The 24,183-nt window shown below is 65.7% G+C and carries 13 protein-coding genes; 8 read left to right on the forward strand and 5 right to left on the reverse strand.

What is annotated here, in order from left to right; genetic code table 11:
* Positions 1–36 precede the first annotated feature (36 nt).
* From ACPFMA_RS09360 to ACPFMA_RS09375, 4 genes are read left to right on the forward strand one after another with little or no spacing between them, the layout of a single operon-like run.
* On the forward strand, positions 37–510 hold the full coding sequence (locus ACPFMA_RS09360) for a MarR family winged helix-turn-helix transcriptional regulator (RefSeq protein ID WP_420059404.1): 474 nt from the start codon (positions 37–39) through the stop codon (positions 508–510).
* Positions 507–1,979, forward strand: coding sequence for an efflux transporter outer membrane subunit (locus ACPFMA_RS09365; protein WP_425930044.1), 1,473 nt, complete (start codon positions 507–509; stop codon positions 1,977–1,979). Before ACPFMA_RS09360 ends, ACPFMA_RS09365 begins: the two co-directional genes overlap by 4 nt.
* 10 nt (positions 1,980–1,989) lie before the next feature.
* Complete coding sequence (locus ACPFMA_RS09370) at positions 1,990–3,183, forward strand: HlyD family efflux transporter periplasmic adaptor subunit (protein WP_009394541.1); 1,194 nt, start codon at positions 1,990–1,992, stop codon at positions 3,181–3,183.
* Positions 3,180–4,709: a DHA2 family efflux MFS transporter permease subunit gene (locus ACPFMA_RS09375; protein WP_425930045.1), complete on the forward strand. Its 1,530-nt coding sequence runs from the start codon at positions 3,180–3,182 to the stop codon at positions 4,707–4,709. Before ACPFMA_RS09370 ends, ACPFMA_RS09375 begins: the two co-directional genes overlap by 4 nt.
* Positions 4,710–4,934: 225 nt before the next feature.
* Here ACPFMA_RS09375 and ACPFMA_RS09380 read toward each other — a convergent pair whose 3' ends face one another.
* Together ACPFMA_RS09380 and ACPFMA_RS09385 are read right to left on the reverse strand one after the other, a co-directional pair.
* Positions 4,935–5,660: a UDP-2,3-diacylglucosamine diphosphatase gene (locus tag ACPFMA_RS09380; protein ID WP_064304321.1), complete on the reverse strand. Its 726-nt coding sequence runs from the start codon at positions 5,658–5,660 to the stop codon at positions 4,935–4,937.
* Positions 5,657–6,157 (reverse strand): peptidylprolyl isomerase, encoded by a 501-nt coding sequence (locus ACPFMA_RS09385; RefSeq protein ID WP_420059400.1) that lies wholly within the window; start codon positions 6,155–6,157, stop codon positions 5,657–5,659. The genes ACPFMA_RS09380 and ACPFMA_RS09385 overlap by 4 nt, the downstream gene beginning before the upstream one ends.
* A 237-nt stretch (positions 6,158–6,394) precedes the next feature.
* Here ACPFMA_RS09385 and ACPFMA_RS09390 point away from each other — a divergent pair, with 237 nt between their 5' ends.
* Positions 6,395–8,092: a glutamine--tRNA ligase/YqeY domain fusion protein gene (locus tag ACPFMA_RS09390; RefSeq protein ID WP_420059399.1), complete on the forward strand. Its 1,698-nt coding sequence runs from the start codon at positions 6,395–6,397 to the stop codon at positions 8,090–8,092.
* A 9-nt stretch (positions 8,093–8,101) separates the two neighbouring features.
* Positions 8,102–9,484: a cysteine--tRNA ligase gene (gene cysS, locus ACPFMA_RS09395; RefSeq protein WP_009394548.1), complete on the forward strand. Its 1,383-nt coding sequence runs from the start codon at positions 8,102–8,104 to the stop codon at positions 9,482–9,484.
* Between the two features lie 112 nt (positions 9,485–9,596).
* On the opposite strand, the gene ACPFMA_RS09400 is transcribed toward cysS, so the two are convergent.
* The 3 genes from ACPFMA_RS09400 to ACPFMA_RS09410 all read right to left on the reverse strand — a co-directional run bounded on the left by ACPFMA_RS09400 (position 9,597) and on the right by ACPFMA_RS09410 (position 12,809).
* Positions 9,597–10,979, reverse strand: a complete 1,383-nt coding sequence (locus ACPFMA_RS09400) for a sensor histidine kinase (protein WP_425930046.1) — start codon at positions 10,977–10,979, stop codon at positions 9,597–9,599.
* Positions 10,957–11,637, reverse strand: a complete 681-nt coding sequence (locus ACPFMA_RS09405; protein ID WP_009394551.1) for a response regulator transcription factor — start codon at positions 11,635–11,637, stop codon at positions 10,957–10,959. Before ACPFMA_RS09405 ends, ACPFMA_RS09400 begins: the two co-directional genes overlap by 23 nt.
* Before the next feature lie 152 nt (positions 11,638–11,789).
* Positions 11,790–12,809: a branched-chain amino acid aminotransferase gene (locus tag ACPFMA_RS09410; RefSeq protein ID WP_425930047.1), complete on the reverse strand. Its 1,020-nt coding sequence runs from the start codon at positions 12,807–12,809 to the stop codon at positions 11,790–11,792.
* 313 nt (positions 12,810–13,122) lie between these two features.
* On the opposite strand from ACPFMA_RS09410, the gene ACPFMA_RS09415 reads away from it, so the two are divergent.
* The gene (locus tag ACPFMA_RS09415; RefSeq protein WP_425930048.1) at positions 13,123–18,549 is read left to right on the forward strand and encodes a dermonecrotic toxin domain-containing protein; all 5,427 of its coding nucleotides are present in this window, start codon (positions 13,123–13,125) and stop codon (positions 18,547–18,549) included.
* Between the two features lie 156 nt (positions 18,550–18,705).
* Complete coding sequence (locus ACPFMA_RS09420; RefSeq protein ID WP_425930049.1) at positions 18,706–24,087, forward strand: dermonecrotic toxin domain-containing protein; 5,382 nt, start codon at positions 18,706–18,708, stop codon at positions 24,085–24,087.
* Positions 24,088–24,183: the final 96 nt, after the last annotated feature.

Consider the following 24,183-nt stretch of genomic DNA (forward strand, 5'->3'; position numbering starts at 1 on the left):
TTGCTTACATCACTGCCTAAGCAGGGTTCTCCCCACATGCAGCATTTCACCCCCGAAAACTTCCAGACCTGCACCATCGGCCTGCTCCTCGGCCGCGCTGCGCTGGTCAAGGACCGTATCCTCGATACCCACCTGCAGGACCACGACGTTACCGCCGCGCAGTTCAAGGTGTTGATCATCATCGCCCAGTTCGCCGTGGATACCCCGGCCGACCTGTGCCGTTACCTCGGCCTGGACAGCGGCGCCATGACCCGCATGCTCGACCGCCTCGAACAGAAGCACCTGATCGCGCGCAGCCGTTGCCCCGAAGACCGTCGCCAGGTCCGCGTCGGCCTGACCGATGAAGGGCGTACCCTGGCCGATCGCCTGCCGCATATCGGTGCGGCGGCGATGAACGAGCTGGTCGGCGTGCTCGACCCGGAAGAACTGGCGACACTCACCTCGATCCTGACCAAGGTCCTGGTCTGCGCAGGCGATACGCTGACCCTGATGCGGGTGAGCCATAAATGAACACGAATGCCTTGCGCACCAGCCTGAGCCTGCTGGCGCTTGCCCTGAGCCTGGCCGGTTGCGCCAGTTACCAAGGCCTGACGACCACTGGCCAGCGCCTGTCTGCCAGCGAATTGAAAGCCGGCAAGACCCTCGAAGGCGTCACCCTGTCGCCGGCCGCCTGGCCGAAGAGCGACTGGTGGCGCGACCTTGGCGATCCACAGTTGGACGGCCTGATCACTGAGGCCCTGCGCGACAGCCCGGACATGCAGATCGCCAGCGCCCGTGCCCACCAGGCCAGCGCCGCCGCCCTGGCCGCCGATGCCGAACGCATGCCGACCCTGGACGCCAACGCCAGCGTCAGCCGCTCGCGCCTGGCCCGTGACCAGGATCCGGCGGGGCAGGGCGGTCGCTATTCGACCCTGCGCAGCCTCAGCCTCGACTTCAACTACAACTTCGACCTCTGGGGCGGCCAGCGCGACGCTTGGGAAGCTGCCCTCGGCCAGGCCCGCGCCGCCGAGGTGGACCGCCAGGCCGCCAGGCTGACCCTGGCCGCTGACGTGGCTCGGGCCTACAGCCAGCTTGGCCAGGCCTATATCGTCAACGACCTGACCCAGGAAGACCTCAAGCGCACCCGGCAGATGCTCGACCTGGGCCAGCGCCGCCTGAGCGCCGGGATCGACAGCGACTACCAGTTGCAACAGACCGAAAGCCTTGCTGCCAGCTCGGAAGAACAGGCGATCAATGCCGCCAAGCAATTGCGCAGCGCCCAGGTGGCGCTGGCCGTGCTGCTTGGCAAGGGGCCGGACCGGGCGCGCGAGATTGCCCGTCCGGCGGTGCTCAAGCCCGGCGCGGTAGCCCTGCCATCGGTGCTGCCGGCCGAACTGCTGGGGCGTCGTCCTGACCTGGTGGCGGCGCGCTGGCGCGTGGAGGCGGCGAGCAAGTCCATCGACGCCGGCAAGACCCGCTTCTACCCCAACCTCAACCTGAGCGCCGCCGCCGGCACCCAGGCCCTGCTGGGGGACGCGATCTTCGGTGCGCCGAGCCGCTTCTTCACTATCGCCCCGACCGTATCCCTGCCGATCTTCGACGGCGGCCGCCTGCGCGCCGACCTCGATGCCCGCGACGCCGACTACGACCTGGCGGTTGCCCAGTACAACAAAAGCCTGGTCAACGCCCTCGGGGAAGTCAGCGACAGCATCGACCAGTTGCACGCCCTCGGCGAGCAGGTCGCGGCCAAGCAGCGTGCCGCCGATATCGCCCAGCAGTCCTACGACACGGTGATGCAGCGCTATGGCTCGGGCATCGGCAACTTCCTCGATGTGCTGAGCATCGAGCAGCAATTGCTGCAGGCGCAGCGCCAACTGGCCGAACTCAACGCCGAGCGTATCGATCGCTCGATCCTGTTGATGCAGGCCCTCGGCGGCGGCTTCCAGGATCAACCGCAACAACAGGCGGCGAGCGCATCGCCGGCTCCCCGACACCCATAAGGTATTCGTCATGGCTAACCCAACGGACACTGCCGTCAACGAGCAGGACGTCAACAACCAGCGCAAGCGCAAGACCTGGCTGATCGCTCTGGCGCTCATCGTCGTCGCCCTGGGCGCCGGCACCTGGGCCTGGCACGAGCTGTACGGGCGCTGGAGCGAAAGTACCGACGACGCCTATGTCAACGGCAACGTGGTGGAAATCACCCCGCTGATCTCCGGGACCGTGGTCAGCATCGGCGCCGACGACGGCGACCTGGTGCAGGCCGGCCAGGAGCTGATCCGCTTCGACCCGAGCGACGCCGAGGTCGGCCTGCAGGCCGCCGAGGCCAAGCTGGCCCGGGCCGTGCGCCAGGTGCGCGGGCTGTACAGCAATGTCGACGGGCAGAAGGCCCAGGTCGCGGCGCGCAAGGCCGAATTGCAGAAGGCCCAGGAAAACTACAACCGACGCAAGACCCTCGCCGCCGGCGGGGCGATTTCCCAGGAAGAACTGTCCCACGCCCGTGACGACCTGGCCTCGGCCCAGAGCGCCCTGAGCAATGCCCAGCAGCAGCTCAACACCACCACGGCGCTGGTGGACGACACCGTGGTGTCCTCCCATCCGGAAGTCCAGGCCGCCGCCGCCGAGCTGCGCCAGGCCTACCTGAGCAATGCCCGCACCACCCTGGTGGCGCCGGTCACTGGTTATGTGGCCAAGCGTACCGTGCAACTCGGCCAGCGCCTGGAGCCGGGCACCGCGACCATGGCGGTGATTCCGCTTGACCAGCTGTGGATCGACGCCAACTTCAAGGAAACCCAGCTGCGCAACATGCGTATCGGCCAGCCGGTGGAAATCACTGCCGACCTGTACGGCAGCGACGTGAAATACAACGGTACCATCGACAGCCTCGGCGCCGGGACCGGCAGTGCCTTCGCGCTGCTGCCGGCGCAGAACGCCACCGGCAACTGGATCAAGATCGTCCAGCGCGTGCCGGTGAGGGTACACATCAACCCCGAGCAACTGGCCCGGCATCCGCTGCGCATCGGTTTGTCGACCCTGGTCGATGTCGACCTGCACGACCAGAGCGGCCCGGTCCTGGCCCAGCAGCCGCCGCAGAAGGCCAGCTTCGCCACCCAGGTGTATGATCGCCAGTTGGCCGAAGCCGATACCCTGATTGCCAGGCTGATCCATGACAACAGCGCCAGCGACAAGACGGCCCAGCGATGAGCAACCAGGCTTCGTTCACCCCGCCGAGCCTGCTGCTGACCACCATCGGCCTGTCCTTGGCGACCTTCATGCAGGTGCTCGACACCACCATCGCCAACGTGGCGCTGCCGACCATTTCCGGCAACCTCGGGGTGAGTTCGGAGCAAGGCACCTGGGTCATCACCTCGTTCGCGGTGAGCAATGCCATCGCCCTGCCGCTGACCGGCTGGCTGAGCAGGCGCTTCGGCGAGGTCAAGCTGTTCATCTGGGCAACCCTGCTGTTCGTGCTGGCCTCGTTCCTCTGCGGGATCTCCCAGTCGATGCCGGAACTGGTGGGGTTTCGCGTGCTGCAAGGGGTGGTCGCCGGGCCGTTGTACCCGATGACCCAGACCTTGCTGATCGCGGTCTATCCACCGGCGAAGCGCGGCATGGCCCTGGCGCTGTTGGCCATGGTCACGGTGGTGGCGCCGATTGCCGGGCCGATTCTCGGCGGCTGGATCACCGACAGCTACAGCTGGCCCTGGATCTTCTTCATCAACGTGCCCATCGGCCTGTTCGCTGCCGCCGTGGTGCGCCAGCAGATGCGCACGCGGCCGGTGCAGACCAGCCGCCAGCCGATGGACTACGTCGGTCTGCTGAGCCTGATCGTCGGTGTCGGAGCGTTGCAGATCGTCCTCGACAAAGGCAACGACCTGGACTGGTTCGAGTCGAACTTCATCATCGTCGGCAGCCTGATATCCGTGGTGTTCATCGCCGTGTTCATCATCTGGGAACTGACCGACAAGCACCCGGTGGTCAACCTCAGGCTGTTCGCGTATCGCAACTTCCGCATCGGCACCATCGTGCTGGTGGGCGGCTATGCCGGCTTCTTCGGCATCAACCTGATCCTGCCGCAATGGCTGCAGACGCAGATGGGCTATACCGCGACCTGGGCCGGGCTGGCGGTAGCGCCGATCGGCCTGCTGCCGGTATTGATGTCGCCGTTCGTGGGCAAGTACGCGCACCGCTTCGACCTGCGCCTGCTGGCCGGGCTGGCGTTCCTGGCGATCGGCCTGAGCTGCTTCATGCGTGCTGAATTCACCCATGAAGTGGACTTCCAGCACGTCGCGCTGGTGCAGTTGTTCATGGGTATCGGCGTGGCGCTGTTCTTCATGCCGACCCTGAGCATCCTGCTCTCGGACCTGCCGCCGCAGCAGATCGCCGACGGTTCGGGCCTGGCGACCTTCCTGCGCACCCTCGGTGGCAGCTTCGCGGCGTCGCTGACCACTTGGATCTGGATCCGTCGCGCGGACCAGCATCATGCCTACCTCAGCGAAAGCATCAGCACCTACGATCCGGCGACCCGTGATGCCCTGCATCAACTGGGCGGGGCAGGGGGCACGGCGTATCGGCAACTGGAGCAGATGCTCAGCAGCCAGGCCTACATGATGTCGACGGTGGATTACTTCACCCTGATGGGCTGGATATTCGCGGGGTTGATCCTGCTGGTGTGGCTGGCGAAACCGCCGTTCGCGGCGAAGGCGGGGCCGGCCTCGAGCGGGCATTGAGTGAAGGGTGGAAAACCCGGATGCCGCCCAACCCTCTGCAGGAGCTGGCTTGCCTGCGATGGACCGCGCAGCGGCCCCGGAACCTGCCACACCGAGCATCTGTCTGCATGCACGAATGTGCAGGCTCACCTGCCTGCTGCTCGTGCTGGATGGGTTTAGGGCCGCTGCGCGGCCCATCGCAGGCAAGCCAGCGCCTACAGGGATGGCGTGATGTTCAGGAAGGGATCAGGCGAAGTCGAACGGGCTCAGCTGGAAGCCTTGTTCATCCACTTGCAGCGCCCAACCTTGCCTGTCCCAGTCGCCCAGCACGATGCGCCGCCCGGCGCTGCCGTCTTCGAGGGTGAGCTTGTGGATGGCCGGCCGGTGGGTGTGGCCATGGATCAGGGTGCGCACGCCGTGGCGTTGCATCAAGCGCGGTACTTCCTCTGCGGTGACATCGATGATGTCGTTGGCTTTCATGCGCGTCTGCGCCTTGCTTTCGCTGCGCAGCTTGCGCGCCAGCTTGCGCCGGGTGGACAGCGGCAGGTGGCGCAGGATCCACAGGCTCAGCGGGTTGCGCAGGTAGCGGCGCAGCTTCATGTAGGCTTCGTCGCGGGTGCACAGGCTGTCGCCATGCATCAGCAGTACCGGCTCGCCGCCCATCTCGACCACGCTGGGGTCCTTGAGCAGGGTGCAACCGGCAGCCTTGCAGAAGGCCTGGCCGATCAGGAAATCGCGGTTGCCGTGCATCAGGAACACCCGGGTGCCGCTGTCGCTCAGCGCGCGCAGGGCCTGGCAGATCGACTGCTGGAACGGCGTCATGCCGTCGTCGCCGATCCAGGCCTCGAAGAAGTCGCCGAGGATGTACAGGGCCTGTGCATCCCGGGCGCGGGTCGCCAGCAGATCAAGAAACGCCCGGGTAATGTCCGGGCGTTCTTCTTGCAGATGCAGGTCGGAGACCAGCAGGATCACTCAATGATCTCGGCTTTCTCGATGATCACGTCTTCCTTCGGTACGTCCTGGTGGCCAGCCTTGGAGCCGGTGGCGACCTTCTCGATGGCATCCACGACTTCACGGCCTTCGATCACTTCACCGAATACTGCGTAGCCCCAGCCCTGCACGTTCTTGCCGCTGTGGTTGAGGAAATCGTTGTCGGTGCCGTTGATGAAGAACTGTGCCGAAGCCGAATGCGGCTCCATGGTGCGGGCCATGGCGATCGAGTACTGCTTGTTCGGCAGGCCGTTGTCGGCTTCGTTCTGGATGCTGGCGCGGGTTTTCTTCTGGGTCATGCTGGTGTCGAAACCGCCGCCCTGGATCATGAAGCCCTTGATCACGCGGTGGAAGATGGTGCCGTCGTAGTGGCCGTCTTGCACGTACTGGACGAAGTTTTCCACGGTTTTCGGGGCTTTTTCGCTGTCCAGTTTCAGGACGATGTCGCCATGGTTGGTGCTCAGTTTGACTTTGGCCATGCTGGAATTCGCTCTCTCAAGGCATGTGGTAAGAAGAGATGTGCATCGCACATATATGACCCTGACGCCCGCTTCGCCAGCGGCGATACGTTCCTGCCAGGGATTTTTTTCGTACGCCGTGCATATTAGCGCCGGTTTGTCGGCGTGGTGCTGTCGGCGGCGCGACGGCTTCGGCTATGATACGGGCTTTGTTTCACGCGGCCTACCCGCGCCGCAGACCGGACTTCCAAGGATCCTATGAGCAAGCCCACCGACACCGCTCCCAATGCCGCCAAAGGCGCGCCCGCCGTTCCCGTGAATTTCCTGCGCCCGATCGTGCAGGCCGACCTGGATTCGGGCAAGCACAGCAGCATCGTCACCCGTTTCCCGCCAGAGCCCAACGGTTACCTGCATATCGGCCATGCCAAGTCGATCTGCGTGAACTTCGGCCTGGCCAAGGAATTCGGCGGTGCCTGCCACCTGCGTTTCGATGACACCAACCCGGCCAAGGAAGACCAGGAGTACATCGACGCCATCCAGGAAGACGTCAAGTGGTTGGGCTTCGAGTGGACCGGTCCGGTGCGCTACGCCTCGGAATACTTCGACCAGCTGCACGCCTGGGCCGTCGACCTGATCAAGTCGGGCAACGCCTACGTCTGCGACCTGACCCCGGAGCAGGCCAAGGAATACCGCGGCAACCTGACCGAGCCAGGCAGGAACAGCCCGTTCCGCGAGCGCAGCGTCGAAGAGAACCTCGACCTGTTCGCGCGCATGAAGGCCGGCGAGTTCAAGGACGGCGAGCGCGTCCTGCGGGCGAAGATCGACATGGCTTCGCCGAACATGAACCTGCGCGACCCGATCCTCTACCGCATCCGCCATGCCCATCACCACCAGACCGGTGACAAGTGGTGCATCTACCCGAACTACGACTTCACCCACGGCCAGTCGGATGCCATCGAAGGCATCACCCACTCCATCTGCACCCTGGAGTTCGAAGGCCATCGCCCGCTGTACGAGTGGTTCCTGGACCACCTGCCGGTGCCGTGCAAGCCGCGCCAGTACGAATTCAGCCGCCTCAACCTGAACTACACCATCACCAGCAAGCGCAAGCTCAAGCAACTGGTGGACGAGCAGCATGTGAATGGTTGGGACGACCCGCGCATGTCGACCCTGTCCGGTTTCCGCCGCCGGGGCTACACCCCGGCGTCGATCCGCAACTTCTGCGAAATGATCGGCACCAACCGTTCCGACGGCGTGGTCGACATGTCCATGCTCGAGTTCAGCATCCGTGACGACCTCGACCGCAATGCACCGCGTGCCATGTGCGTGTTGCGTCCGCTGAAGGTGGTGATCACCAACTACCCGGAAGGCCAGGTCGAGCAGCTCGAACTGTCGCGCCATCCGAAGGAAGACATGGGCGTGCGCGTCCTGCCGTTCGCCCGCGAGCTGTACATCGACCGCGACGACTTCATGGAAGAGCCGCCCAAGGGCTACAAGCGCCTGGAACCTGCCGGTGAAGTGCGCCTGCGCGGCAGCTACGTGATCCGCGCCGACGAGGCGATCAAGGATGCCGAGGGCACTATCGTTGAACTGCGCTGCTCCTACGATCCGGACACCCTGGGCAAGAACCCGGAAGGCCGCAAGGTCAAGGGCGTCATCCATTGGGTCCCGGCCGAAGGCAGCGTCGAGTGCGAAGTGCGTCTGTACGATCGCCTGTTCCGTGCTGCGAACCCGGAGAAGGCCGAAGAGGGCGGCAGCTTCCTCGACAACATCAACCCTGATTCGCTGCAGGTGCTGCGTGGTTGTCGTGCCGAGCCATCGCTGGGTAGCGCCCAGCCAGAGGACCGCTTCCAGTTCGAGCGCGAAGGCTACTTCTGCGCCGACCTGAAAGATTCCCGTCCAGGCCAACCGGTATTCAACCGCACCGTGTCCCTGCGTGACTCCTGGGGCAGCTGAGGAAATTTCGTGCTTACCATCTACAACACCCTGAGCAAGACCAAGGAAGTATTCAAACCGCTGGAAGGCAACAAGGTGCGGATGTACGTCTGCGGCATGACCGTGTACGACTTCTGCCACCTGGGCCACGGCCGCAGCATGGTCGCCTTCGACCTGGTCACCCGCTGGCTGCGCTATAGCGGCTACGACCTGACCTACGTGCGCAACATCACCGACATCGATGACAAGATCATCAACCGCGCCAACGAGAACGGCGAGTCGTTCGACGCCCTGACCGCGCGCATGATCGATGCGATGCACGAGGACGAGCGCCGCCTGAACATCCTCAAGCCGGACCTGGAACCCCGTGCCACCGACCATATCCCGGGCATGCACGCGATGATCCAGACCCTGATCGACAAGGGTTATGCCTACGCCCCGGGCAACGGCGACGTGTACTACCGGGTCGGCAAGTTCGTCGGCTACGGCAAGCTGTCGCGCAAGAAGATCGAAGACCTGCGCATCGGCGCGCGGATCGAGGTGGACGAGGCCAAGCAGGACCCGCTGGACTTCGTCCTGTGGAAAGGCGTCAAGCCGGGCGAGCCGAGCTGGGAATCACCATGGGGGCCGGGACGTCCGGGCTGGCACATTGAGTGCTCGGTGATGTCCACCTGCTGCCTGGGCGAGAGCTTCGACATCCATGGTGGCGGCAGCGACCTGGAGTTCCCGCACCACGAGAACGAGATCGCCCAGAGCGAAGCGGCCACCGGCAAGCCTTACGCTGCGTCGTGGATGCACTGCGGGATGATCCGGATCAATGGCGAGAAGATGTCGAAGTCGCTGAACAACTTCTTCACCATCCGCGATGTGCTCGACAAATATCATCCGGAGGTGGTCCGCTACCTGCTGGTGTCCAGCCACTACCGCAGCGCGATCAACTACTCCGAGGACAGCCTGCGCGACGCCAAGGGTGCCCTGGAACGCTTCTACCACGCGCTGCGCGGCCTGCCGCTGGTGGCGCCGCAGGGTGGCGAGGAATTCGTCGAGCGTTTCGCCGCGGCGATGAACGACGACTTCGGCACCCCTGAAGCCTGCGCCGTGCTGTTCGACCTGGTGCGCGAGATCAACCGTCTGCGCGACAGCGACGCACAGGCTGCGGCTGGCCTGGCAGGGCGTCTGCGCGAGCTGGGTGGTTTGCTGGGCGTGCTGCAGCTGGATGCCGACGAGTTCCTGCGTGCGGGGGCCGAGGGCAAGGTCGATGCGGCTGAAGTCGAGGCGCTGATCCAGGCCCGCCTGCAGGCTCGGGCCGACAAGAACTGGGCCGAATCCGACCGCATCCGCGACCAGATCACAGCCATGGGTGTGGTGCTGGAAGACGGCAAGGGCGGGACCACCTGGCGTCTGGCTGACTGAAGCCCTGTGTTGCCAGCGATGGCCTCATCGCCGGCAACGCCGGCTCCCACAGGATCGCGCACACCGCCGAACTTGTGTGGGCCGGCGTTGCCGCGATGAGGCCATCAGCCTTTCACACCTGCCCCCGGCAATGCATCACCAGCCGGGCCCCGCCGAGGTCGCTTTCCCCTACCTCCAGCCCGAACCCATGCAGATCGACGATCGCCGCGACGATCGACAGTCCCAGCCCGAACCCCGCATGCTTGTGGCCTTCCTCGCTGCGATAGAAGCGCTTCAGCACCGTCTCCCGCTCCTCCGCCGGAATCCCTGGCCCGCTGTCTTCCACCGCGATATGCACGCCGTCGTCATCGCTGCTGGCGCTGATCCGCACTTGGCCGCCGGCGGGGGTGAACTTCATCGCGTTGCCCACCAGGTTGGCCAGCGCCTCGAACAGCAACTCGTGGTCGCCGAACAGCGGCGGCAGTGCCTCCGGCATCTTCAGTGCAAGGGCAATTTCGCCGTCTTCGGCAAGCGGCAGGTAGAAGTCATGCAGTTCTGCCAGTAACGCCCCGGTCTCCAGTTCGACGAAGCCTGCGCGGCGCTGGCGGTCTTCCAGCTCGCTGATGCGCAGCAAGCCGCGAAAGCGTGCCATCAGGGTGTCGGTCTCGGCGATCGCCTGCTCCATGGCTTCGGCCCGGGGCGCATCATCCCCGGCCTGCTGGCGGATCCTGTACAACTGGGCCCGCAGGCGGGTCAGCGGCGTGCGCAGGTCGTGGGCGATGTTGTCGCAGACGCCCTTGACCTCGTGCATCAGGCGCTCGATGCGGTCGAGCATGGCGTTGACGATGGCTGCCAGCATGTCCAGCTCGTCACGCCGTTGCGACAGCGGCAGGCGCCGGGTCAGGTCGCCGGCGACGATCTGCTCGGCGGTGGCCTGGATCGCGCGGATGCGCTTGAGCGGCCGACGCCGCAGCCAGTACCAGCCGGCGATGCCGGGAATGATGGTCAGCGAGAGTCCCCAGAGCAGGGCATGCAGGATGATCCGGGTGACCACGAACAGCGAGCCGTTGTCGCGCACCAGGACCAGCCAGCGCCCGTCCGGTACCTTCAGCGCCACGCCGTCGCAACTGTCGGCCGGCAGGCGCGGGTCGTCGGCATCGAGACAGCGCTTGAGCTCATGGATCCGCCCGTCGAGGCCGAGCCCCGCTGGCATCTGGCGGATCTGGCCGCCAAGCGGGTTGAATTGCGCGTCGAACAGACCGTAGGCGTCGAAACTGCGTTCCTCGAAGGCCTGGCTGGCGATCAGCGCATCGTCCAGTTGCTTGCCGCTCATATGGGCGAACAGGTGCTGGCGCTGGGTCAGGGAATGCCGGGTCAGCTTGTTCAAGTAGCTGGACACTTCGAAGTACAGCACCCCCATGAGGATGCTGCTCCAGGCCACGAACAGGAAACTGTACAGCGCCAGCAAACGGCTGGTGGACGAACTCCAGCCCTTATGCGGGTTCGGCAATGGCATAGCCGGAGCCTCGCACGGTGCGAATCAGCGGCGTCTGGCCGGGCGCGTCGATCTTCTTGCGCAGGCGGCCGATATGCACATCGATCAGGTTGGTCCCGGGGTCGAAGTGATACCCCCAGACTTCCTCGAAGATCATCATCCGGGTAATCACCTGCCCGGCATGACGCATGAGAAATTCCAGCAGCTTGTACTCGGTGGGCAGCAGGTTCAGGGCCTGCTCGCCGCGCCGGGCCTCATGGCTGATCAGGTCCAGCTCGAGGTCGGCGACCTGCAGGCGGGTCTGGGTCATGGGTACGCTGTTGCGCCGCAGCAGCACCTCGACCCGGGCAGCCATTTCGTCGGAGGCGAAGGGCTTGGTCAGGTAGTCGTCGCCGCCGGCGCGCAGGCCGCGCACCCGTTCGTCCACGTCGGAGAGGGCACTGATCATCAGGATCGGCGTGGTGATCTTGAGGTTGCGCAGGGTGGTGACGATGGTCAGGCCGTCGACTTCCGGCAGCATGCGGTCGACCGTGATCAGGTCGTAGCCGCCGGCGATGGCGCGGGCCAGGCCTTCGCGGCCGTTGTCGACCCACTCGACCTCGAGGCCATGGCTGGAAAGTTCGGCGACGATCTCCTGGCCGGTGACGGCATCGTCTTCGATAGTCAGTACGCGGGGCATGCTTTTACCTGGGCGGCATTTGGAAACTGGATTGTGCCAAAGAATAGGCAAGGCCCGGGTTAAAGGAAATTCATGTTGCGAAAAGTCGCTGAGCGATTTTTTGACATACGGAGGGTTGTCGCGGGACGGGTGTCCCGCGACGGAGGGAAAGATCAAGCGACCTTGACGATCCAGCCAGCCGGGCCTTCCACGTCACCGCTCTGGATGCCGGTCAGTTCGGCATACAGCTTCTTGGTGATCGGGCCGACTTCGGTCTCGCTGTGGAACACATGCAGCTTGCCGTTGTACTGGATGCCGCCGATCGGGGTGATCACCGCAGCAGTACCGCAGGCGCCGGCTTCCTTGAACTTGCCGATCTCGTCGATCAGCACGTCGCCTTCGATCACTTTCAGGCCCAGGCGCGAGGCGGCCAGTTCCATCAACGACAGGCGGGTGATGCCCGGCAGCACGGACGCGGACTTCGGGGTGATGAATTCGTTGTCGGCGGTGATGCCGAAGAAGTTGGCCGAACCCACTTCCTCGATCTTGCTGTGGGTCAGCGGGTCGAGGTAGATGGCGTCGGCGAAGCCTTGTTTCTTGGCTTCGGCGCCTGGCATCAGGCTGGCCGCGTAGTTGCCGCCGACCTTGGCCGCGCCGGTGCCTTGCGGGGCGGCACGGTCATAGCCGGAGATGATGAAGTTGTGCGGGGTCATGCCGCCCTTGAAGTAGGAACCGACCGGGATGGCGAACACCGAGAAGATGAACTCCGGCGCGGTGCGCACGCCAACGTTGTCACCCACGCCGATCACGAACGGACGCAGGTACAGGGCACCCTTGCCGTACGGCGGGACGAAGCGCTCGTTGGCCTTGACCACCTGCTTGCAGGCCTCGATGAACACGTCGGTCGGCACTTGCGGCATCAGCAGGCGGGCGCAGCTGCGGGCCATGCGCGCGGCGTTCTGGTCTGGGCGGAACAGGTTGATCGAACCGTCCTGGCAACGGTAGGCCTTGAGGCCTTCGAAGCATTGCTGGCCGTAGTGCAGGGCAGTGGAGCCTTCGCTGATGTGCAGGACGTTGTCTTCGGTCAGGGTGCCCGCGTCCCACGCGCCGTCGCGCCATACGGAGAGGTAGCGCTTGTCGGTCTTGATGTAGTCGAAGCCCAGCTTGTCCCAGTTAATGCTTTCGTTGCTCATGGCACCCTCGATCTGTTTGGCAATCGCCTGCCAGTCTTGATCCGTGGTCAGGCCGCGCTTTGCGCGCAAGGCGGTCAAGATAATACATCCCGTGCAGATCGGAAACGCCTGTCGGCAGATTCGCGGGGACAATTCGTCGTCCGTTCGCCGCAACCGACCTGCGGTCGGTTTTGCCTCTCCGGGTGGTAGATAGCGCTTTTTCAGGTTCGAAGTCCTGATCGGAGTCGGGCCTTTTCCATAAGGAATTTGCCATTTTTTAAAGCCGATGCGGCCTTTAGCCTGAACCTCCATTCAAGGATGCAAGGGCTACACCATGGACGATATTCACTACCAGACAGTCAGCAGCCGGGTGCCGCCGTATCTGCTCGACAGCAGCGCCGCCGAACGCCAGGCCCTGCGGGCCAGGCCGCCACAGCCGATGCCCTGGCTGGCGGACGCCGGCGCCACCCACCCGGACATATTGCAGACGCTGCGCGAGGAGCATCGGCGCCACAGGCGCCTGGCCGGCACTATCAACGGCTTTCTCAAGGACCTGCCCGATGCCGGGACCTTCGCCGAACCGCTGCTGCGCCAGGCGCTCAAGGATTCCTTCGGCATGGACCTGGACGTGCGCCATACCTTCCTGTTCAACGCGGCCCGCAGTCGGATCGCCGAGGAACACCTGTCCAACAGCGATCCGGTGGTCAGGGCCTTCCAGGCGGTCAAGGCCGCGACCGGCTCGCTGCTGACGGCGGCCCTGCAGAATTTCGAGGCATTCGAGGCCGAGGCGGGGGGCATGCAGGACGAGCGTCGTCCTTCAAGTATCTTCAGCAGCGCCAGCGGCCAGGTACTGGATCCCGGGACGCCCGTCGACCTGGTGCCCGAGCGCTTTGCGGCGCTGTGTCGCCGCCTTGATCTTGGCGGGCAATACCAGCGTCTGATCGATCGCACCTTCGCTCCGCCGCCGACCGGGGAGGAAACCGCCGAAGCGGCGATGCTCAGGCGTCGGGCCACGTTCAGGGCCTTCGAGCAATCCAGTTTTCGCCTCGAACTGCACATGGCCTACCTGCGCTCCTGGATCGGCCTGGGCCAATACCAGGAGTTGCTGGAGGTGGCCAACAATACCCGGGCCAGCGCCACGCTCTGCCGCGCCATGCTGAAACTGTGGTCGGTGGAACTGAACGGCGTGGTGGTATTTTTCCGGCCGAGGCCGGAGGAACAGCCGGTGCGCGATGTGCTGCTGTACATGCCCGACGAGCCCGAACAGCCGTTCCGCCAGTTCCGCTCCCTGCCGGCGCTCAACCGCTGGCTGTGCGAACGCCTGGGCGATGCGGCGTGGCGCAAGTATTTCCTGCGCTTCGTCCCGGCCAGGGAGCGTGCCCGGTTGATGCAGAAGATCCAGCGCACCCTTAACCCGAGAGTATGGAACCCGGGGGGCTGGTACGAGGAACGTCCCGATCCCCAGGCCGTGCTGCACCTGGGCAGGCGAGAGTTTTCCACGCGCCTGTTCGACGCCTTGCTGGAACGCAAGATCGCCGTGCTCAAGGACGACGGCCTGTTCCATGCGGTGCCCACGGCGGTCGAGGACCACAAATCTTCCCAGGACAAGATCGACCATGCCCTGGCGGTGGCCTTCAACGTGCTCAACGTTGCGGCATTCGTGGTGCCCGGGCTGGGCGAGCTGATGCTGGTGGTCAATACGGCGATGCTCGGCTACGAGGTCTACGAAGGCATCGACAGCCTGGCCAAGGGCGAGCGCGAGCAGGCCTGGGGCTATTTCCTCGACGTTGCGGAAAACCTGGTGCTGATGGCCGGCATGAGTGCCGCTGCGGCCGCCTCCCATCGCTTTACCGGCAACCTGCCGCTGGCAGTGCGCAGCATGCGCCCGGTGACCCTGGCCGATGGTAGCGTGCGCCTGTGGAAGCCGGACCTTGCGCCATTCGCCTATGACATCAGGCTGCCGGCGGACCTCCAGCCTGCGGAAAACGGCCTGTACAGCTACCAGGGCCGCGAATGGCTGGCGCTGGAAGGGCGCTATTATTCGGTGCGTACCTTGCATGGCAACGAGCCGGCCTATCGCCTGGAGCATCCCGAGCGACCCTGGGCCTACGAACCGCCCTTGCGGCACAACGGCAACGGTGGCTGGCTGCATGAACTGGACACGCCGGAGCAGTGGCGCGGCATGGAACTGTTCGGCCGCCAGGGACACCGCGAGGCGATCGTCACCGAGGCCATGGCCCAGCGCGCCTTGCGCATCAGTGGCATTTCCGAAGGGCAATTGCGCCACACCTTGGTCAACAGTCATCGACCGCCTGCCTTGCTGACCGACACCTTGCGTCGCTTGTCCCTGGCCGAGACGCTCGGCGAATCCGGCCCGCTGGATGCCCAGGCCTTCGCGGCGGCGGATGCCGGGCAGCAACCCTCCTTGTCGGCCCAGGGCCAGTTGCTGCAGCGTCAGTTCGACAGCCTGCCCAATCGAGTGGTCGAGGAAATCATCGGTCATGCCGACGGCCATGAACTCAGCGAGATGGCCACTGCCGGGCGTGTGCCGCTGCGTCTGGCCGAGGAGGCGCGGGTCTACCAGCAGCAGGTGCGGATTGCCCGGGCCTGCGAGGGCCTGTATCTCGACGGCGCGCCCAGCCTCGATAACGCCCGGCTGACCCTGCACCTGCTGGAAAAGCTCCCGGACTGGCCGGAGCAGGTACGCATCGTCCTGCATGACGCCGCCGGGCGCCGCCTGGATGCTGTGGGCAGTGGTGATGCCGAGGAGATCGCCCTGGCCTGGAACGAGCAGCGGCCCAGCGCGTTCACCCGTGCGCTGTTCGATGTGCTGCCGCAGTCGTGCCGCACCGCGCTTGGTGTGCAGGACGCCGACAGCCTGCGCACGTTGCTGCAGGCCCGGCCCCTGCCGCCGCGCCAGGATCTGCGCCGCTGGCTGGGCATGCAGGCGGTGCGTCCAGGCTTTCGCTCGCCGATGCGCCTGGCCGACGGGCGTATTGGCTATCCGCTCAGCGGTCGCGGCGAGCCGTTCTTCACCGAAGATGAACTGCTCGACAAGCTGCGCATGCTGGGACTGGACGACCTTTACCCCGAGGACGCGCTGTTCGCCCTTTACCGCAACGGCCTGGACCGTGTTGCGATCACCCAGTGCCTGAACCGCGCCCTCGACGAGATGCAGGCGTTGCGCGAGCATCTGGATCGCTGGACCCTGGATTCGGCCCGGGAAGTCCTGAGCCCGGGGCGCCAGCGTAGCCGCGAGCGGATCGGCAACGGGCTGTGGGACCATTGGCGGCGCAGCACCGTGCCCGAGCTGGGGCGCCCGGTGGCGCCACTGGTGCTGTGGCAGGTGCAGCTGGCGGACCTGCCGGTCGGCTTGCCACGGTTCTTCACCGAACGGGTGCGCGCCTTGCTGCTGGACGAGGTGATGCTGCGTGAAGGCGAAGGCTTCCAGCAGGTCATCGGCGAAGCCCCGCTGCTGGCCTTTGCCGAAGAGTTTCCCAACCTGCGTTCATTGGATATCCGTGCCGGTCAATGGGAGCCTGGCCTGGCCGAGACGCTGGCGCGGGCCTGGCCGGAACTCGCCGAGGTGGGCCTGCGCGAGATGGGCCACCTGCTCAGGGTCCAGGATTTCCGTGCCCTTGCCAGCCTGCCACGCCTGCGCTGGCTGGAACTGCGCGGCAGCCGCGTGTTCGAGTTGCCGGCCAGTGCGCTCAATGGCATGAACCTCGATTACCTCGGCCTCGACTGGCTCGGCCTGCGCGCCTGGCCGCACTGGCTGGATGCCTTCGCGCTGGAGCGCATCGGCTCGCTGTCGCTGGTGGGCAACCAGCTCAGCGAAGTCCCGCGGCTGCTCCTCGAAGATCCCGAGCCGGCCACCCGCACCCTGCGCATTGCCGTACGCGGCAATCAATTCGGTTACCAGGCCTGTTTCGACATGGTCATGGCCGAGCGCTTCCGCGGGCGCTTCAGCTTCGACCTGGACCTGTCGCCAGCCATGGCCGACGAGCTCAACCAGCGCGTGCAGGAGCGGGTCCAGTTGCAGGAGCTGCTGGACGCCTGGGTCAATCCCGATTCCACCGACGAGCCGCTGACGCCACTGCACCGCGCTTACCGGCAGCGGATTTCCTCGGTGTTGCTCGACTACTGGCGCGACACCCTGCGCGGCCTCGGCGCGGCGCGGCTGAATCTGTTGGACGCGGTGCTGGCCGACTTCCCCGAGGCGCTGCCGCCCTTTCTCACGGCGCGGGTCGATCGCCTCGACCTGACCCGTTTCGATGCCGAGCCGCCGGTGCTCGAACGCTTCGTCAGGCAATTCCCCAACCTGATCGAGCTGTCACTGGCCGGTGGTCTGCCGGCATTGCAGGCAGTGCCCGAGTTCCTCACCACCTTCCCCAACCTGCGCGAACTGAACCTGGTGCGCATGGGCATGACCATCGACCAGGCGGCCATGGAGGTTTTCGCCCGCATGCCGATGCTGTCGTCGCTGCAGCTCGACGGCAATCGCCTCGGCCAGATCAATGATGTGTCAATGTTCAACCAGCGCTTCTTTGGCTTCCTGGGCCTGGCGCAGATGGAGATTTCGGTGTGGCCGGCCTGGCTCGACAACCTGCTGCCGCAAGGCATCGAACTGCTCGGCCTGGACGACAACCTGCTCACCGAACTGCCTGCCCGGCTCCTGGAAAACCGCCGTACCGAGGCCGGGGTGGTTGAGATCTCGCTGCTCAACAACCCGCTGACCCGGGAAACCATGATCGCCGCGCACACCTCGCAGCATTTCAACCGGCCCTACAACTTCACCATGACCCTGCCGGAGGACATCGAGGCCATGCCAAGGGAGCCGCACGAATCCGATTCGGACTCTGGCAGCGCATCTCCGGGCACCGAGCCTACCTGGATGTCGGATGACGATCCGGCCGCCACCTGGGAAACCGGCAACGCCACGGTGGATGCCCGGCACGACACGCTCTGGGCCGGACTCAGCGCCGGAGGCGACGCCGACTCGCTGCTGACCCTGGTCTCGCGGTTGCGCTTCAGTGCCGACTACCGTACCGCCACGACCCGCATGGAATTGGTGGAAAGGGTCTGGAGCGTGCTGGAGGCGGCAGGGGAGGACGACGAACTGCGCGCCACCCTCAACGGCATGGCCCAGGAGCCGGTAGAGCAGGTGCACAACCACGAGACCTGCCCCGACGGCATTCGCATGGAGTTCAACCAGATGGAGCTGCTGGTGCACACCCGCCAGGCCTTGCGTCGTATTCCCCAGGAGAACCGGGGGCCGGCGCTGTTTCGCCTGATGCGCGGCACCTTCCGTGCGCAACGCCTGGACCAGATAGCCCGGCAGCGGGCCAATGGGCGCGACGAAGCCGAGGTGCGCCTGGCCTACCGCCTGCGCTGGGCCGAGCAACTGGAGCTGCCGTTGCCGCCGCGGGGCATGCTGTACCGGCGGGTCGCCGATATCGCCCCGGGCGAGCTGGACCAGGCCTTGATCCAGTTGCGCATGGAAGAAGCCGGGTCGGGTTTGCAGGCCTTCGCCGCGGACTGCGATTTCTGGGTGGCCTGGTTGCGCGAGGCCTACGCCGAACGCTTCAAGGCGCTCAAGGATGGCTACGAAGCGGCGGTACTCGGCACCATCGACGTCTACCCGAATGACACGGCGGAACAGTCGGCGGCGCGGATTCGTGCGCTGGAGGACAAGTTCAAGCGCGATGAGCGGGAACTGCTGGAGCGATTGACGCTGGAGCAGGCGCTGGCCGGGAATTGAGTCGTTCTTTCGGGCCTCATCATCCCTGTGGGGAGCTGGCTTGCCAGCGATGAGGCCCGAAAGGGCAACCAGTCCTCCGGGAACCCCGACCCTTTTTAAAACCTGTCAGCCTCTCTTTAGCCTGAACGCCCCATTCACGGACGAGAAGGCTTCACCATGGACGATATCCACTACCAGACCGTCAGCCAGCGCGTGCCCCAGCGCCTGGTCGACAGCTCCGCCGAACAGCGCCAGGCCCTGCGCAACAAGGTTCCGCCAGCGATGCCCTGGCTGGAGGAGGCCAGCGGCAACCTGCCCCAGGTGATTGCCGCGCTGGACGAGGAGTACGCGCGCCACCGACGGCACGCCCAGACCGTGGCTACGGTGCTGGAGCAGTTGCCCAGTGCCGAGGCGTTCGCCGAGCCCTTGCTGCGCGAAGCCTTGAAAAATACCTTCGGCCTCGACCTCGATGTCCACCGCACCTTTCTGTTCAATGCTGCCCGTGCGCGTATCGCCGAGTCCCACCTGAGCACTGCCGACCCGGTGGTGCGGGCCTTCCAGGCGGTGAAAGCGGCAACCCAGTCGCTGCTGCGCAGCGCGCTGCAGAATTTCGAGGCCTTCGAGGCGGAGGAGGGTGGCATGCAGGCCAACCGCCGGCCCGCGAAGATCTTCGTCAGTGACAGCGGCCAGCCTGGCGAGCCAGGGCAAGAGGTACAGTTGGCGCCAGAGCGCTTCGCCGCGTTGTGCCGCAGCCTGGACCTGGGCGCGCGCTATCAGCGCCTGATCGACCGGGCGTTCAGTCCCGAGCCGGTCGGGGACGAAAGCGCCGAGGCCGCGGCCAGCAATCGCCAGGCCCGCTTCAAGCTGCTGGAGCAGTCGAGCCTGCGCCTTGAGCTGCACCTGGCGCGCCTGCGCGGGCACATCGACCAGGCCTGCTACGACGAGCTGCTGGAGGTAGCCAGGAACGGCAAGGCCCAGGGCGATCTCGAGCGCAGCATCCTGCGCCTGTGGGACGTGGAGCTGTCGGGCATCGTCCTGTTCTTCCGCCCGGGGCGCCTGGTGGTCTACATGCCCGACGAACCGCAACAGCCGCTGCAAACCTTCCCCCACCTGAAGGCATTCCATGCCTCGTTGCGCGAGCGCCTGAAGGACCCTGCCTGGCGCAACTACTTCCTGCGCTTCATCCCCGCCCGCCAGCGCGACCCGCTGCTCGCGAAGATCCAGCGCACCCTGTTTCCCAAGGTGTGGAATGCCGGTGGCTGGTACGAGGAACACTTCGACCCCGACGCGGTGCTGGCCCTGGAAAAACAGGCGTTCAGCGCGCCGCTGCTCAACGTCCTGCTGCAACGCAAGATGCTCGCCCTGCGCGATGACGGGCTGTTCCACGCGGTGCCCACGGCAGAGGAGGATCACAAGTCGACCCAGGACAAGATCGACTGGTTCCTCGCGGCCGGCTTCAATGTCCTCAACGTAGCGGCCTTCGTCGTGCCGGTGCTGGGCGAGGTGATGCTGGCGGTCAACGCGGCGCTGCTCGGCTACGAGGTCTACGAGGGCTTCGACAGCCTGGCCAAGGGTGACCGCGAGGCGGCGTGGAACTACTTCATGGATGTCGGCGAGAACCTGGCGATCATCGCTGCGCTGGGCGCAGTGGGAGCGGCGGCCCATCGCTTCAAGGGCAACCTGCCGCTGGCGGTACGGCGCATGCGCCCGGTGACCCTGGCCGATGGCAGCGTGCGCCTGTGGCAGCCCGACCTTGCGCCTTTCGCCTACGAAGTCCGCCTGCCGGCCGGCCTGCAGGCCGATGCCAACGGCCTGTACAGCTTCCAGGGACGCCAGTGGCTGCAGCTCGACGGGCGTTATTATTCGGTGCGCGTGCTGCTGGGCGAGGAGGGTTATTGCCTGGAGCACCCGCGCCGCGCCGGGGCCTACGCACCAAGGGTGCAGCACAACGGCAATGGTGGCTGGCTGAGCGAGCTGGATGCTCCGGAGCAATGGCGCGGTATGCAACTGTTCCGCCGTCAGGGGCCGCTGGAGGCCAGTGTTTCCGAGGATATGGCGGGCAACGCCCTGCGCATCAGCGGGGTCAGCGAAGCGGAACTGCGCCAGACCCTGGTCGATCGTCATCGCCCGCCGGCGTTGCTCACCGATACCCTGCGCCGCCTGGCCCTGGCCGAAACCTCCGGGGCCGCTACCTTCGCCGCGGATTACAAGGCGTCGCAAGCGCCCCTGTCGGTGCCGGCCATGGCCTTGCAACGGCAGTTCCGTAGCTTGCCCCATGTCATCCTGGAAGAGATCGTCGGCGCCGCGAGCGCAGACGAAACTGCGCAGATGACCAGTTCCGGGCGCGTGCCTGTGCGCCTGGCGGACGAGGCGCGGATCTACCAGCAGCAGGTGCGCATCGCCCGCGCTTGCGAGGCGCTGTACCTGGACCGGGAAATCAGCCTGGATAGCGCGCGGCTGATGCTGCACGCCCTGGAAACCCTGCCGGGCTGGCCGGCGAAGCTGCGCATCGGCCTCTACGACGGCTGGATCGAAGGACCACGCCTGGACGGTATCGGCGAGGGTCAGGAACCGGAGCTGGGGGTGATCTGGAATCGTCAGTTACCGGGGGATTTCTGCCGCGTGCTGTTCGACAACATTCCCGGCGTGTACCGCGAGCGCCTCGGCCTGGCCGATGCCGGCACGCTGTGGCGCACGTTGCGCGAGCAGCGCCTGCCGCGCCGGCGCCTGCGCCAGTGGCTGGGCCTGGAACAGATCAAGCCGGCGTTCCGTTCGCCGATGCGCCTGGCGGACGGGCGCATCGGCCATCCGCTCAGCGGCAATGGCCAGGCGTTCTTTACCGAGGACGAACTGCTCGACAAGTTGCGCATGCTGGAGCTGGACGATGTGTATGTCGAGGATGCCCTGCAGGCGCTGTACCGCAGCGGGCTCGACCGGGCGGCGATCAATACCCGGTTGAACGCGCTGCTGGGCGAAATGCTGGAGATGCGCCTGGCCCTGGACCGTTGGGCCTACGACTCCGCCAGGGAGAACATGTCCCTGCGTCGCCAGCGCGCTCGCGAGCGCATCGGCCTGGCGTTGTGGGAGCATTGGCGCCGCGGCATCCTGCCGGAACTTGGCCAGCCGGCCTCGCGCCTGATCCTGTTCCAGATCCACTTGGCGGACTTCCCGAGCAACCTGCCGGAATTCTTCCTGCGGCGGGTGCGCTCGATGCTGCTCGATGAGGTGATCCATACCGATGGCGCGCCTCACGAACAGATCATCGGCGAGAGCCAGTTGCAGGCCTTCGCGGCCCACTTCCCGGAGCTGACCGCCCTGGACGTGCGTCGTGGCCACTGGAACATGGGCCTGCCGCAGATGCTCACCCGGGCCTGGCCGCGGCTTGCCGCGCTGGGGATGCGCGAGGTCTTCATTTTCATCGGCGAACAGGATTTCAGGGCCCTGGCCACCCTGCCGCAATTGCGCTGGCTCGATCTGCGCGGCATGCAACTGGCCGATATGCCGGAGACTGCCCTCGATGGCTTGAAGCTGGACTACCTGGGCCTTGACTGGATGGGCCTGCGCACCTGGCCGCGGTGGCTGCACAACGGTGCCCTGGCGCGGATCGGCGAGCTGTCGCTGCTGGGCAATCACCTGAGCGAGCTGCCGACGGCGATCCTGCGCAACGCCGAAACGGTGGAGCATCCCACGCGCATGATCCTGCTGGGCAACCGCTTCGCCTTCCAGGCCCTGCTGGACATGCGCCTGGCCCAGCGCTTCCTGCAACGCTTCACCTTCGAGCTGGGCCTGAACATGACCATGGAATACGAGCTGAACCGGCGAATCCAGGAGCGCACGCAACTCTGCGACGCGCTGGAGGCGTGGGTCGATGCACCGGCCGAAGACAGCAGTGCGCAGCCAAGCGAGCGGCTTACCTATCGCAACCGCATCAGCCGCGAGTTGCTCGACTACTGGCGCGACAGCCTGCGCAGCGATGGCGTGGCCTTGCTGGTCCTGCAGGACGTCGCCCTCGACCATTTCCCCGATAACCTGCCGGCGTTTTTCTACGAGCGGGTGCGGCGCCTGGACCTGACCCGGTTCACCGCCCCGGAGCCGGTGCTCGAACGCTTCGTCCGGCAGTTCCCGCAGCTGGTGGAGCTGTCGCTGATCGCCGGCGAGCCGACCCTGGCCCGGGTACCCGAAGGCCTCACCGGCCTGGCCAACCTGCGCGAACTGGCCCTGGTACGCATGGGCCTGACCGTCGACCAGGCGGCCATGAACACCTTCGCCCGCATGCCGGCGCTCGCCTCGCTGCAACTCGACGGCAACCGCCTGGGCGAGATCACCGACATGTCCATGTTCACCCACCGGTACCTGAGCTTCCTGAGTCTGGCGCAGATGCGGATCCCGACCTGGCCGGAGTGGCTCAACGACATGCTGCCCCACGGGGTCGAGCAGGTGAATCTGGACGACAACCAACTGACCGAACTGCCGGAACAGTTGCTGGCGAACCAACATGTCGATGACGGCGCTGCCGAGATTGTCCTGCACAACAACCCGCTGACCCGCGAAACCATGATCCGCGCCCATACTTCGCAGCGTTACAACCGTCCCTACACCTTTACCATGGACCTGCCCGAAGACATCGCGGCGATGGAGCCGGACGTGCACTCGTCGGACTCCGAGGCGGTGGTGTCCCCGGAAGGCTCCAACCCGGCCGAAGAAACCCCGGCGGAGATCTGGCAGACCCGCGACGCGGAGCAGGATGAACGCAACCAGGCGATCTGGAGCAGCCTGGAGGCCGGAGGCGATGCCGAGTCGTTGCTGGGCCTGATCATGCGCCTGCGCCACAGTGCCGACTATCGCACCAGCAACACCCGCGCGGAGCTGGTGGGACGGGTATGGACAGTGCTGGCGGCAGCACAGGCCGACACCGAACTGCGCCTGACCCTGAATGGCATGGCCGAGGAACCGCTGCGGCTGGTGCGGCGTCATGACACCTGCCCCGACGGTATCCGCCTGGAGTTCAACCAGATGGAATTGCAGGTCTACACGCACCAGGCGCTGCGCCAGATTTCCGAGGCCCATCGCGGCCCGGCGCTGTTCCGCCTGATGCGCAGCCTGTTCCGCTCGCAGACCCTGGACCGCCTGGCGCGGGAACGTTCCGGCGGGCGTGACGAAGCGGAGGTGCGCCTGGCCTATCGCCTGCGCTGGGCGGAACAGCTGGAGCTGCCGCTGCCACCGCGCGGCATGCTGTACCGCGGCGACGCCGAGATCGCCCCGGGCGAGCTGAACCAGGTGCTGGTACGCCTGCAGGCGGAGGAGGCCGGGCCGGGTTTCCTGCAGTTCGGCGCGCAATGCGATTTCTGGGCTGCTTACCTGCGCGAAGCGTTCGCCGACCGTTTCAAGGTGCTCAAGGACGACTACGAGGCGGCGGTGCTGGCAGTGACCGATACCTCGGCGGATGAGTCGGCCGAGCATTCGGCGGCGCGGATCAGGATCCTTGAGGAAAAGTTCAAGGCCGACGAAAAAGCCTTGCTGGAAAACCTGACCCTCGAGCAGGCCCTGGCGCAGCAGTGAGCGGCTGTTCCTGCGGTTGAGGCAGAGGCCCGTCGCCGGTGATCCACTGGCCGGCGACGAGGCCCTGGAACAGCCCCCGGGAACCCCGACCCTTTT

Origin of the sequence: Pseudomonas sp. NyZ201, assembly GCF_049860765.1 — a bacterium.
Classification (GTDB): Bacteria; Pseudomonadota; Gammaproteobacteria; order Pseudomonadales; family Pseudomonadaceae; genus Aquipseudomonas; species Aquipseudomonas bharatica.

What these genes read in the sequence shown, in the direction of transcription:
- ACPFMA_RS09400 (WP_425930046.1), bottom strand. Translation starts at nt 10,979, where the DNA reads ATGCCATTGCCGAACCCGCATAAGGGCTGGAGTTCGTCCACCAGCCGT.
- ACPFMA_RS09370 (WP_009394541.1), top strand. Translation starts at nt 1,990, where the DNA reads ATGGCTAACCCAACGGACACTGCCGTCAACGAGCAGGACGTCAACAAC.
- ACPFMA_RS09375 (WP_425930045.1), top strand. Translation starts at nt 3,180, where the DNA reads ATGAGCAACCAGGCTTCGTTCACCCCGCCGAGCCTGCTGCTGACCACC.
- ACPFMA_RS09385 (WP_420059400.1), bottom strand. Translation starts at nt 6,157, where the DNA reads ATGGCCAAAGTCAAACTGAGCACCAACCATGGCGACATCGTCCTGAAA.
- ACPFMA_RS09415 (WP_425930048.1), top strand. Translation starts at nt 13,123, where the DNA reads ATGGACGATATTCACTACCAGACAGTCAGCAGCCGGGTGCCGCCGTAT.
- ACPFMA_RS09410 (WP_425930047.1), bottom strand. Translation starts at nt 12,809, where the DNA reads ATGAGCAACGAAAGCATTAACTGGGACAAGCTGGGCTTCGACTACATC.
- ACPFMA_RS09405 (WP_009394551.1), bottom strand. Translation starts at nt 11,637, where the DNA reads ATGCCCCGCGTACTGACTATCGAAGACGATGCCGTCACCGGCCAGGAG.
- ACPFMA_RS09360 (WP_420059404.1), top strand. Translation starts at nt 37, where the DNA reads ATGCAGCATTTCACCCCCGAAAACTTCCAGACCTGCACCATCGGCCTG.
- ACPFMA_RS09365 (WP_425930044.1), top strand. Translation starts at nt 507, where the DNA reads ATGAACACGAATGCCTTGCGCACCAGCCTGAGCCTGCTGGCGCTTGCC.
- ACPFMA_RS09390 (WP_420059399.1), top strand. Translation starts at nt 6,395, where the DNA reads ATGAGCAAGCCCACCGACACCGCTCCCAATGCCGCCAAAGGCGCGCCC.
- ACPFMA_RS09420 (WP_425930049.1), top strand. Translation starts at nt 18,706, where the DNA reads ATGGACGATATCCACTACCAGACCGTCAGCCAGCGCGTGCCCCAGCGC.